The following is a 12198-nucleotide window of genomic DNA, read 5'->3' as shown; positions in this document are numbered from 1 at the left end:
AGCGGGCGGGCAGGGTCGGCACGTGCCAGGCCCGGCCCCAGGCGCGCTCGTCGGAGGCGGCCTCGGCCAGGGCGCGGGCCACGTCGGGGAGGTAGGTCCAGCTGTGCGGGGCGTCCGGGTCGCCGAGCACCGAGACACCCTTCCCCGCCAGCAGGCGCGGGACGGCACGGGCGGCGAGGTGGCCGCCCGCGGTGACCCCGGGGCCGAAGAAGTCCGAGGCGCGGACCTCCACCGCACGGATCCGGCCGGCCTCGTGCAGTGCCTCGGCCTGCTCCCAGATCGCCGCCCTGGTCCGGCCCTTGGGGCCGGTGGCGGCGAGCGGCAGCTCCTCGGTGAGCGGGCCGGCGGGGGCCGTCGGCCCGTAGCCGTAGAGGTTGCCGAGCAGCACCAGTACGGCGCCGCTCGCCTCGGCGGCGGAGAACAGCGAGGCGGCGAGCGGCGGCCAGGCGGTGGTCCAGCGGTGCAGCGGCGGCGCGGCGCAACTGTGGATCGCCACGGCCCCCTTAGCGGCCTCGGCCAGCCGGGCGGCGTCGGTGGCGTCCAGTGCCAGGTGTTCGACGCCCGGCTCCGCGGCCGCCCCTGCGGGCAGGCCGGAGCGGGTCACCACCCGTACCTGGTGCCCCTGTCCGACCAGCTCACGAGCGGTGGCGGCCCCGGCGGGCCCGTGTCCGACGATCAGATGAAGACTCACCCCCGCACCCTAGCCCGACACCCCGTCGCCCGTTCGGGTGGCCCTGCCTGACACCCCCTCAGGGCCGCCGTCGGCCCCGTAGACTCACCGTCATGGCATGCCGCATCAGCGAGTTGGTCATCGACTGCGTCGACCCGGAGGTCCTCGCCGCCTTCTGGCGCGAGGTGCTCGGCTACGTCGAGCTCGGCCGCGAGTCCGACGGCAGCATCGAGATCGGCCCACCGGGCACCGGCTTCGGCGGCCCGCAGCCCACCCTGATCCTGAGCCCGAGCACCGACCCCCGCCCGGCCAAGCTCCGTCTCCACATCGACGTCAACCCCACCGACCGCGACCAGGCCGCCGAACTCGACCGCCTCCTCTGCCTCGGCGCCCGCCCCACCGACATCGGCCAGGGCCCCGACGTCCCTTGGCACGTCCTCACCGACCCCGAGGGCAACGAGTTCTGCCTCCTGCGCCGCCGCCTCGACCCGGCCTGACACCCCGCCGGGTGCCCGGCAGCGTGGGAGCTCCCCCGGACCCGACCCGCCCGAGGGACCCGACCCGCCCGAGCCCGGCTCAGAGGTGGGCCGTGTCGAGGGTCAGGTCGAACGGGGCGGGGAGGCGGAGCGGGGTGCCGAAGGGGTGGGGGCCGTCGGTGGTGGCGTAGCCGAGGCGGCCGGGGGCGGAGAAGAGGGTGCACTCGCGTTGTTGACGGTCCACCAAGAGGTAGAGCGGTGCGCCGTACTGGCCGTAACGGCGGCGCTTGACGGTGCGATCGGTCTCGCCGTTCGAGGTCGAGGTCACTTCGACCACCAAGAGGGTCTGATCCGGGAGGAGGGCGCCCTCGGTCTTCGCGGCGAGCTCGCGGGGGACGACGGCCAGGTCCGGGATGAACCAGTTTTCGGAGCCGGGTAGGTCGAGGTTGCCCGATCCGGAGGCCAGATCGAGTGCGTTGAGGCGTGGCGTGAGCTGGAGCCGCACGAGATCTGCGGCGTTCTCGTGCGCCCAGGACGGCGACAAGGGCGTGATCACTCCCTCGATGATCTCTGCCCGGTCTCCCGCGACGTGCTGGATCGCGTACTTGAGGGCCCGCTCCGGGTCGCTGACGGTGTAGTCCCCGGGGGTGTGGGCTGCCGTACTCATCTGTGTGCACCTCCGCTGCTCCGGGTCGATTCTCCATCAGGACACCCGCTCAGCTAAGCCTCCGAGGACGCCGAGCGGGGCGGGGCGGCCGGTCTGTCACTCGATCAGGTGGGGGCGGTGGTGGAGTTCGAGGGCGAGGTGGAGGTGGAGGGCGGCTTCGGTCCAGGTGGCGGGGGTGGGGGTGGTGGCGAGGGCATCGAGGAGGGTGGCGGTGTGGTGGAGGCCGGTGCGGCGGAGGGCGGTGGTGGTGGGGGTGAGGTCGGGGCGGGGGTGTCGGAGGCCGGTGTGGGCGAGGTCGGCGAGGGTGGTGAGGGCGGATTCGAGGGCGTGGGTGAGGGGGTCGGTGGGGCGGGGTGCGAGGGGTGGGAGGGGGACGGGGGCGGCGGGGGTCAGGTCGGGGACGGTGGGGCCGTCGGGGGTGAGGAGGGCGAGGGGGTCGAGGACGGGGTGGCCGGCGTGGTGGTGGAGGAGGCCGCTGACGTGGGTGACCCGGCCGGTGGCGAGGGCGGCGGCGAGGGAGTCGAGGCGGGTGGGGCACACCGGGTCGTGGTCGGCGCGGAGCAGGACCGCGGCGCCGGAGTTGTCGCGGAGGACGGCCTCGACCTGCTGCCGGGCGGGGTCGTAGCCGACGGAGTCGACGGCGGAGACGGCGAGGACGACCGCGTCCTCGGCCTCGACCCGGGGCCGGATCAGGCGGGGCGGACGGTGCTCGGAGCGGCGGAGGTGGGCGGCGAGGTCGTCGACCAGCAGGGGCGGCGGCAGGGCGGCCCAGGCGTTGCCGAGCGGGGTGACGGTGGTGGCGGAGACCCGGCCGCGGCCGATGGTGACGGTGCGGTTGGGGTGGCGGGAGAGCTGTTCGCTGACCAGGTTGGCGGTGGCGAGGGCGCGGAGGGTGGCGCCGAGCAGCCGGCGGTCGGCGAGGTCGGGGCCGGTGAGGCGGGTGTCCTCGGGGAACTGCCAGTGCCTGCGCAGCACCAGGACGATCCCGGCGTCCGGGTGGGCGTAGTAGAGCTCGGCGGTACGAGCCCGGGCCGAGGGGCCGGTGATGCGGCATCCGAGGGCGACCAGCCGGGCCAGCCGGAGCGGGGTGTCCGCGGACTCCCGGGTGCCGAGGGCGCCGGCCGGGTCGAGGGTGGCGGCGCGGCTGCGGGCGTGCAACTCGGTGATGAGGTAAGCCAGTTCGGTGGGGGAGTAGCGGGCGTCCCGGGAAGTGTGGGCCTCGGCCTGGCGGTGCAGGGCACGGACCGCGGCGGCCGGCCAGTGCAGCGAGGCGGCGGTCAACCGGGCGGCGGTGCGCTCCAGTTGGGCCGTGAAGACCGGGGTGGTGTGGGCCGCCCCGTCCAGCAGGAGTTCGTCGGCCAGGCCGACGGCGGTGCTGAGGGGATCGGAGTGGACGGCGGAGGGCGCTTCGCCGAGGGTGACCTCCGTGGCGCCGGAGGCCTCGGCGGCGCGGAAGGCCCGGACGGCGAGGGCGACGGTCTCGCCGTGGAGGTGGGCGGCGGCGTCGCTGATCGCGTAGCCGAGGCCGTGCGGGACGGGGAACCGGACGGTGCAGGAGGGGAGTTCGACCCACGGCTCGGGGTGGCCGGGGCCGGCCGGATGGACGGTGGCCCGCTGGCCGCCCCGGGCCAGGGTGCGGCGGGCGGCCGCGAGGGCGGTGCGTCCGAGCACGGCTTCGAGCTGGTCGTCGTCGAACTCGGCGGGGGACCAGCTCTGTTCGGCAGTCGCAGCGGAGGAGGGGCGGTGCCGGTAGGAGAGGACCAGGGCGATGAGGTGACGGCAGACGCCCGGCGCACCGCAGGTGCAGGAGGCGGCGTCCAGGCCGAGACCGGGCGGCAGTCGGCTCCGGCTGCCGTCGGGGTGGCGGCCGGAGAGGGTGCCGTCCTCGGCGAGGCTCAGCTCCGGGCCGGTGCCGGACTCCACCTCGCGGGTGGCGCGCTTGACCAGGCCCCGGTTGGTGAGGGCGGCGAGCGTGTCCGGAGTGAGGGCGAGCAGGTCCGGGCGGTGGTCGGGGTCCGTGCCGGGAGTGGGGGCCTGGGGTGCGGGCGGGGCGGCGGGCGGGGTGGCGGCCGACGCGGAGGGGCGGGATGCGGGCGCGGTCATCGGCCGACCTTCTCCGCGACGAAGGCGGCCAGGTGACCGGGCGTCATGGCGCCGACGTGCGCGCCCGCCTCGGCCAACTGTCCGGCCAGGACCCGGTCGTAGGACGGATCGGCCTGCTCGTCCAGGGCCGCCAGGCCGAGCACGGTGGCGCCCTGGCCGGTCAGCGAGCGGACGGTGCGCAGCAGGCGGTAGCGGTCGCCGCCCTCGTAGAAGTCGGAGACCACGGCGACCACGGTGCGGCGCGGGTTCTCCACCAGCCCGGCGGCGTGGTCGAGGGCCCGGGCGATGTCGGTGCCGCCGCCCAGCTGGACGCGCATCAGCAGCTCGACCGGGTCGGCGACGTCCGAGGTGAGGTCCACCACCGAGGTGTCGAAGGCGATCAGGTGGGTGCGCAGGCCCGGCAGGCCCCAGAGGCAGGCCGCGGTGACGGCGGAGTGGATGACCGAGCCGACCATCGAACCCGACTGGTCGACCAGCAGGATCAGTTGCCACTGCTCCAGGTGCCGCCGGGAGCGGGAGTGGAAGCGGGGCCGCTCGATCAGCACGCGGCGCTGCTCGGGCTGGTAGTGCCGGAGGTTGGCCCGCAGCGTGCCCCGGAAGTCGAAGTCCCGCGCGACCGGGAGGCGGCTGGGGCGGCGTGAGCGGGCGCCGGTGAAGGCGCGGCGCAGCTCGGGTCGCAGGCGTGCCATGAGGTCCCGGACCACGGCCTCGACGATCCGACGGGCGGTCAGCAGCAGGTCGGGGTTCATCAGGTGCTTCGTGCGCAGCACGGCCCGCAGCAGCGTGGTGCTGGGCTCGACCCTGGTCAGCACCTCCGGGTCGGTGAGGATCTCCTCGATCCCGTAGCGCTCGACCGCGTCGCGCTCCAGGCGCTCGACCGTCTCCTTCGGGAAGAGGCGGTGCACGGCGTCGAGCCAGTCCACGGCGGTGAGCAGGGAGGCGCCGTCGCCGCCCTCGCGGGGGGCGGCCGGCGGGTGGCGCCGGATCCCGCGCTCCGTCAGGTCCTCGTCCCGCCCGTAGAGCCACTCCAGGGCCGCGTCGCGTTCGGCGGCGGCCGGGGCGAGCGGGCCGGTGACGCGTTCGGCGGGAGCACCGAGCAGCAGGCGCCAGCGCTCCAGCCCGGGGTCGGGGACGGGGATGGGAGTGGCGTCGTGAGAGGGAGCGGTCATCGGGTGGTCCGGGGGTCGGAGGTGAGGCCGTGGCGGTGGAGCAGCTGGTGCACCTGCTGCTCCAGGGCACGGGCACGGGCCAGATCGAGCGGGTCGGCAGTGGTGCGCAGGAGCGTCCGGGCGGAGCCGCGGCGCCCGCGCCGCTCCAGCAGGCGCTCTGCGATCCGTTCGCGTTCGCGGGGCGGGAAGTGGGCGAAGGCCTGGCGCAGGGCGGGCAGGCCGGTGAGGAAGTCGTGCTCGGTCATCGCGGTGACCAGCTCGTCCAGGGCGTCCAGCAGGGCGGGCGCCGGGGAGTCGGTCAGCTCGTGGCGGGCGAGGGTGAACAGTCCGGTGAGCCAGTCGCCCAGACGGGCCGGACCGGCTGTCGCAAACTCCCTTGCAAGGGCGGGCAGTTCGGGCACCGGAGCGTCGAGTGAGCGCAGCAGTCCGAGGGCGGCGCCGCGCAGGTCGGGCGGTGCGGCCGGGTCGGTGGTGATCCGGCGGGCGGTGTCGAGCGCGGCGGCCCTGGGGAGGGGAAGCAGCTCCTCGGCGTGGCGCACCGCGTCCCGGACGGCGGCCAGTGCGCGCAGGCGCCGCGGTTCGGGGCCGGCGTCCGTGCCACTGCCGCCGCCGTGCAGGCCCTCGGCCAGCCAGAGGGCGCGGTCGGCCGACGCGCCGATGATCCGGGCGAGCAGGGGTGAGCCGGCCGCCCCGTAGACGCGGTCGTGCCGCCACAGGTGCAGGGCCGTGGCCAACACGGCACCGGCGTCCGCGAGTTCGGGGACGGACGCGGCCCGGTCGGCGAGGGTGTGCAGGAGGTCGGTGGAGAGCGCGTCGGCGCCGCAGAGCACCGCGTCGAAGAGCCGTGCGGCGAGCGCGGCGCCGGTTGAACTCCCTTGGTGCAGCTGCTCGGTGAGGAAGACCGCAGCGGCGTCGGCGACCCGGGCGCCGTACGCGCCGGCCTCGACCAGGGCGGCCTCGCGTCCGGTGAGCGGGGTGGGCTCCCAGCGCTCGGTGAAGACCGGGTCGGCGCCGGAGGCTGGACCGGAGGTGCGGGTGTGGCCGGGGACGCCCAACACCCGCAGCTGGTGCAGCAGTCGGCTGCGACCCAGTCCGGCCGGCTCGGTGAGGTCGGCCGTCACCGCCGAGCCGAGCAGCACGCCGTGCCGTTCGAGCTCGGCGGCGGCGTCGTGCACCAGCGGCGGTGCGGGGGTGTCCGGGTGCAGCCGGCCCGCGCGCGCTCCCGTACCGGCGGCCACCATCTCGACGACCACCGGATCGGAGCCCGGGGCGAGCGTGCCGCGCCCGTGCCACGGCAGCGGCCGGTCGAGCGCCTCCTTGACCAGTGCGCCGGCCAGGCCGTCCAGCACGTCGGTCCGGCTGCGCACCCGGTGGCCGCGCAGGGCGGCCAGGCCGTCGGCCAGGCTGCGCGCCGCCACCAGGTCGGCGGTGGAGGCGGGCACCCGACGGCCGCGCAGCCGGCGGACCACCTGCTCCAGCAGGCCGTCGGCGGCGGCGGACGGGCCGTGCTCCCAGAGGAGTTGGTAGTAGCCGGGCGACGGCAGGCCGGACTGGTAGCCGGCGAAGGCGTCCAACTGCCGGAAGGAGTAGGGGACGAGGAAACTTCCGCCGACCGCGCCGGGCGCCGGCGCCGGGACCGGCGGCCACGCGGGCGTGGACGGGGCGGAGGAGAGCAGGGCGCGGAGCGCCGGGACGTGGAAGCCGCCGGCCACCACCAGCACCGGGCCCTCGTCGCGGGCCGCCGCGGCCCGCACCCAGGAGGCCATGTACTCCTCCCGGGCCCGGTCGCCCAGGTCGGCGGTGGTGTCGCCGCGCACCAACGCGAAGTAGGCGTCCAGCCGTTCGGCCAGACCGTCCGGGTCGGCCACCTCGAAGAGGCCGTCCCAGAGGGTGTCCACCGAGTCCGTGCCGAAGTGCGCGCACAGCCGGGCGACGGCCTCGGCGTAGCGTGACTCGGCATCGGCGAAGCGGTTGGCCGTAGCCGTGGCGGATGTTCGCGTCGAGGTTCGTTCGGTGAAGGCCGGGTGCCAGGCGGGCAGGTCGATGAAGCGCACCTGTGCCCCGGCGGCCCGGCCGTGGGTGAGCGCGACCCACTCCGGCGAGTGTTCGCAGAACGGCGCCCAGGAGGTGGCGGTGCGGTCGGCGTCGCGGTGGTGGCTGAAGACGGCGACCGGGAGGTGGTGGCCGAGCACCAGCTCGTCCAGCCGGTCGTTGAAGTCGGCCGGGCCCTCGATCAGGACGTGGGCCGGCCGCAGCTCCGCGATGGTGCGGGCCGCCAGCCCGGCGCAGGCGGGGGAGTGGTGGCGCACGCCGAGGAGGACGACAGCGGAGCCCCGGGCATCCTGAGGGTCCATCACTCCGCCAGCAGGTGGCGGGCCCGGTGCAGGGCCTTCCACTGCGCTCCCCGCCGCCGGGAGCCCTCCTGCTCCAGGAAGCGCCGCAGCCGGGCCAGGTCCTCCGGGCTGTCCTTGGCGGCCGTTCCGGCCAGACAGGTCACCAGGTCGGCGGCGTCGCCGGGTTCGCCCCGCAGGTACCAGCCGCGGACGCCGACGGCGTGGGCGACCGAGACCGCCTCCGCGGTGCTCATCACGGCGGAGATCCGCTCCCCGCCCGGAGCGGCGGAGCCGGCGCCCTGCCGCAGCTCGCGGAAGGTGGTCACCAGCACCTCCAGCACGTCGCGGTCCGGTGCCACCGTCACGCCGGAGCGGCGCAGCAGGGCGCCGGCCTCGGCCTCGACCAGGGCCAGCTCGGTGTCGAAGTCCGGGATGGGGAAGACGGTTTCGAAGGTGAAGCGGCGCTTGAGCGCGGCGCTCATCTCGTTGACGCCGCGGTCCCGGGTGTTGGCGGTGGCGATCACGTTGAACCCGGCGCGGGCGAAGACCATGCCGTCCGGGCCGTCCAACTCCGGCACGGCCAGCACCCGTTCGGAGAGCAGGGAGAGCAGGCAGTCCTGCACCTCCAGCGGGCAGCGGGTGATCTCCTCGAAGCGGACGATCCGGCCCTCCGCCATCCCGCGCAGCATGGGAGCGGGCACCAGGGAGCGCGGGGACGGGCCCTCGGAGACCAGCAGCGCGTAGTTCCAGGAGTACTTGATCTGATCCTCGGTGGTGGCCGCGCCGCCCTGCACCGTCAGGGTGGAGGTGCCGCTGACGGCCGCCGCGATCAGCTCGGAGAGCAGCGATTTGGCGGTGCCGGGCTCGCCGACCAGCAGCAGGCCGCGGTCGGTGGCCAGGGTCACCAGGGCGCGCTCGACCAGGGCCGTGTTGCCGACGAACTTGCGGCTGACGCCCGCCCGTTCGTCCCCGATCACGAAGCGCCGGGCCGCCCGCAGGCTGAGCTGCCAGCCCGGCGGGCGCGGATCGCGGTCCTCGGCGCGCAGGGCCGCCAGCTCCTCGGCGTGGCGCACCTCGGCGGGCGGACGCTGGAGGTCGGGGACGTCGGACGCGTTCACGCCGAGGTCACCTCCTCCAGGTCGGCGAGCAGCTCGGAGGCGGCGATCGGATCCAGGTCGCGGAAGCGCAGCCGATGGGTGTCGCTGTTCCGGTGGTCGCGCGGCACCACGTCCAGCCAGACCGTCTCGAAGGTCTGCTCGGGGAACATGTCCACCATGCCGACCGCGATGCCCTCGTGCAGCTGGATCACCAGGTGGCAGCGCTTGCCTAGCCGCTTGGAGAACCACCGCTCGACACCCGCGTCCTGCGGCGCCCCGCGCTCCCAGCCGCGCTTGGTCAGGCCGAGCAGCTTGCCGACCGGGACCTTGCTGCCCTCGAAGCGGTGCAGCCGGTTGGCGGCCAGCTCGTCCTCGCTCAAGTGGTGCACTGCCCGGCCCAGTTGCGGGAAGGGCTGGAGCAGCTCGTAGTCGGCGAACAGCTCCGACCAGGCGGCCTGCGCCGCGCCGTCGAGCAGCAACGGGTGCGCGAGGCGGACGGTGGCGGTCCCGGGCAGCGGGTAGGCCTCGTCCGCCACGTCGGCGAAGGTGCGGTCCTCGGCCACCCGGAAGGCGGTGGTGGCGGTGCGGCCCGCTCCGCCGTCGTGGTCGGCCAGCCAGACCAGGCGTCGCGCCAGGTGCCAGACCAGCGGGTGCCGGACGAAGAGGTCACGGAACTCGGCTGCGGTCCACGTGCGTTGGGCCACCATCGCGGTCTCCAGGCGGCGCAGCTGGTCGGCGGCGACGGTGCGCACGTCCTTCTTCAGTGCGGCGAAGCGCTTGCGCTCGGCCGGGGCCAGCTCCGGATCGTCCTTGGCCCCCGGCGCGGGCAGGTCCTTGCGCCGTCGGCCGTCACCGTCCAGCACGTAGGGGCGCAGCTGCTCGTCGAAGCCGACGGTGAAGCGGCGCGGCCCGTAGTCCACCACCGTGGTGCCGTCGGCGTCGAGGCCGAGGTCCGGCACCAGCCGGTCCGAGAGCTGGTCGGCCGTCAGGCCCAGACCCTCGGCCACCTCGGCGATCCGCTCCTGCGCACGGGACTTGAGCGCCTTGAACTTCACCCGCTGGGCGATGCCGTGCAGGTGGAGCAGTGCCACGTCGCTGCCGATCGCCGCGAGCACGCCCAGCCCCTCGACCGCCCGGTGGTGGGCGCCCTCGCCCGGCCATTCGCGGAGCACCGGGGTCAGCCGGCGCACCGTCTCGTCGTCACCGAGGGAGCCCAGCGCGGTCAGCGCCCAGCTCTCCTTGGACGGCATCCCGGCCTGACGCCACTCCTCGAACAGGGCCCAGCCGAAGGCGGCCAGCGAATCGGCCCGGCAGGCCCCGGTGACGACCGGCACCCCGGCGTACGGCTCCTCCGGGCGGGAGAGCGCGAGCATGGTGAGCAGGTGCCGCACGGCCGACTCGGGCAGCGCGGCGCCGGAGGCGAGCAGCAGCTGGGGCAGGACGGCGGGCTGCAGCCAGGCCGGGAGCTCGGGCATCTTGGCGGGCAGCGCGTTCTCCAAGGGGTCGGCTGCCAGCGCCTCGCCGACGATCCCCGCCACCTCGACGCCGTAGCGACCGGCCACGGCGGCGGACAGGGTCGGCGTACCGGCCTCGGCGGCGACCAGGCGCAGTGCCTGTTCGGCGGCCTTCCGGGCCGCACCGTCCGGGCCGACGGCCTCCGGCACCAGTAGCAGGGCGCCCTCGATCCCGTGCCGGGCGAACCACGAACGGGCCGTCGGCTGGGCCGACTTGAGCCGAACCAGGCAGTCCGCCATCACCCGGGCCACCCCGGCGTCCCGGAACGGGAGCAGCAGCGGGGCGATGCTCGCCGGCTGCGAGGAGGCGGCCGCGAGCAGCGCGGGCAGGGCGGAGAGGCCGTAGCGGGCGATCACCGGCCGCAGCTCGTCCCCGCCGCCCCAGGTCTCCACCGGCCGCCACTTCTCCAGCAGTGGGGCGAGCAGCTTGCGCGGGCCGAGCATCAGCAGCCGGCGCGCGGCCCAGAGGTTGCCGCTGTGCCCGAAGACCTCCCTGGCCTCCCTCGCCCAGTCCGTCCCGCTCGGGAAGGGCCAGGGTTCCTCGGCGGCGGCCCAGCGCTCCTTCTCGTCGGCCCGCCACGGCAACTCCGGTGCGGCGTCGGCCTGGAGACCGGCGAGTACGCGGACGGTGCGGCGGGTGCGGGGGCGCGCCCACGGCGGGGAGACCAGCAGCGCGGGCAGCTCGTCCGGGGCGGCCTCGGCCACCCGGGGTCGGATGCCGTCCAGGGAAGCGATCAACTCGGTCGTCCGCGCGTCGAGTTGTGCCGTCATCTCGGGCAGGACGGCGTGCTGGAGCTGGACGTGGGTCGTCAGCAGGCGGCGCGCGTCGGCGGCGGTCGGCCCGTCCGCGAGCACCGTCTCGGCCAGCAGGCGGGCGGCCCGGACGGGGTAGCGCTGTATGGCCTCCTGGAGCGCGGGCCGGGCCTGCTTCTCCGGCAGGCGGCCGAGCAGGAAGCGGAACGCCTGGTCGGTGGGGATCTGCACCGCGACCGAGGTGACGGTGCGCAGCTGGTCCGTGCCGTGGTACTGCCCGAGGGCGGCGTCCAGGTAGCGCCCCGCCTCGGTGCCGACACCGTCGGCGAGAGTGGCGAACAGGCCCACCGTCCAGTCGTGGTAGCCGAGGTCGGGGTTCGGGTCGAGGCGGTCGAGCTGGGCCGGGTCGTCCACGGTGGCCAGCAGGAAGGTGAGCGCTTCGGCGCCGTAGCGGGACGCCTCGGCCAGGCAGTCCTCGGTCCAGCCCGGCGTCCCCGGGGCCAGGTAGGCGGCCAGCAGGCGGCTGACGGGTGTGGTGCGCAGCTCCTCCAGCGCGTCGAGGGTCTCCTGGTACACGGCCTCGTCGGCGACGGCGAGCAGGGCGCGGAGCCGGCCGGCCAGCTGGGCGGCGCTGTTGAGCTCGGGCCGCTGGGGGGAGCGGTAGCGGAGCTGGACGTCGACCCTGACCATCCCGCTCTGGTGGTAGTGGACGTGCAGCCCGGCGAGTTCCACCAGGGCGCGGGCGGCGAACGGCAGGCCGAACCGGACCGCCCAGTCGTCGACGAAGGGCGACTTCTCCGGGCCGCTGTGGTGCCAGGCGGGCGGTAGGATCGCGGCGACCACCCCGGCCCCGAGCGGGTCGGCCTCCCCGGTCAGGTACCCGCGTGCGGCGGCGACCAGCTCCGCGGGGGCCTGGCGGGACGTCAACACCTGCTCGATCCAGCCGTGTTGGGCCTCGATCCGCTCCTCGGCCTGGCGGACGGCCTTGGCCGCCGGGCGCGGCACCGGGCGGATCCGGCCACCGCGGCGGGGCTGGAGGACGCGGTGCCAGGAGGCGGGAAAGACGAAGGTGGTCTCGTCCGGCAGCCCGTCCGCCCCTACTCCCGGCTCGCCCTGCGGCTCCGTCCCCGCTTCCACTCCGGTCTCGGCCTCCGCTTCCGTCTCTGCGGTCGGAGCAGGAGCGGGTGCGGCGGCGGGATCCTCGTCGGTGGCGGTGTAGCCCTTGCGGGTCTTCTCGCCTATCAGCTTCGCGAGGTGCGCCTCGGCGGCCTCGGCGGAGGCGAGCTCCTTGACCTGCTCGCGCCCCGCCGTCCCGATCCGGCCGTAGCGCACCACCACCGAACTGCCCTCGACCGCCGCCTCCCAGAACTTCGCAGATCCGTCACCGACGAACTCCCAGCGCCGCACTGCTTCTCC

The 12198-nt window shown here is 75.4% G+C and carries 8 protein-coding genes; 1 reads left to right on the top strand and 7 read right to left on the bottom strand.

The features are described from left to right. Positions 1-691, bottom strand: a 691-nt coding sequence (locus tag ACWEPF_RS23995; protein WP_452174091.1) for an NAD-dependent epimerase/dehydratase family protein, incomplete at its 3' end; no start/stop codon positions are given. 92 nt (positions 692-783) lie between these two features. On the opposite strand from ACWEPF_RS23995, the gene ACWEPF_RS23990 reads away from it, so the two are divergent. After that, the gene (locus ACWEPF_RS23990; RefSeq protein WP_452174090.1) at positions 784-1167 is read left to right on the top strand and encodes a VOC family protein; all 384 of its coding nucleotides are present in this window, start codon (positions 784-786) and stop codon (positions 1165-1167) included. Between the two features lie 79 nt (positions 1168-1246). Here ACWEPF_RS23990 and ACWEPF_RS23985 read toward each other — a convergent pair whose 3' ends face one another. The 6 genes from ACWEPF_RS23985 to ACWEPF_RS23960 form a co-directional block, all read right to left on the bottom strand. After that, a complete protein-coding gene (locus ACWEPF_RS23985; protein WP_380148538.1) occupies positions 1247-1813 on the bottom strand; it encodes a Uma2 family endonuclease in 567 nt (188 codons plus the stop codon). Positions 1814-1909: 96 nt separating this feature from the next. Next, on the bottom strand, positions 1910-3916 hold the full coding sequence (locus tag ACWEPF_RS23980; RefSeq protein WP_452174089.1) for a hypothetical protein: 2007 nt from the start codon (positions 3914-3916) through the stop codon (positions 1910-1912). Then, positions 3913-5085, bottom strand: a complete 1173-nt coding sequence (locus tag ACWEPF_RS23975) for a VWA domain-containing protein (RefSeq protein WP_452174088.1) — start codon at positions 5083-5085, stop codon at positions 3913-3915. Before ACWEPF_RS23975 ends, ACWEPF_RS23980 begins: the two co-directional genes overlap by 4 nt. Next, positions 5082-7439 carry a DUF5682 family protein gene (locus tag ACWEPF_RS23970; protein WP_452174087.1) on the bottom strand — a complete coding sequence of 786 codons (2358 nt, stop codon included), beginning with the start codon at positions 7437-7439 and terminating at the stop codon, positions 5082-5084. The genes ACWEPF_RS23975 and ACWEPF_RS23970 overlap by 4 nt, the downstream gene beginning before the upstream one ends. Further along, positions 7439-8536, bottom strand: coding sequence for an ATP-binding protein (locus ACWEPF_RS23965; protein WP_452174086.1), 1098 nt, complete (start codon positions 8534-8536; stop codon positions 7439-7441). The genes ACWEPF_RS23970 and ACWEPF_RS23965 overlap by 1 nt, the downstream gene beginning before the upstream one ends. Next, positions 8533-12189, bottom strand: coding sequence for a DUF4132 domain-containing protein (locus ACWEPF_RS23960; protein ID WP_452174085.1), 3657 nt, complete (start codon positions 12187-12189; stop codon positions 8533-8535). The genes ACWEPF_RS23965 and ACWEPF_RS23960 overlap by 4 nt, the downstream gene beginning before the upstream one ends. Positions 12190-12198 lie beyond the last annotated feature (9 nt).

Source organism: Kitasatospora sp. NPDC004289 (assembly GCF_053602875.1).
Note: the sequence above shows the minus strand (reverse complement) of the source record. Positions and strands in the feature narration are given on the sequence as shown.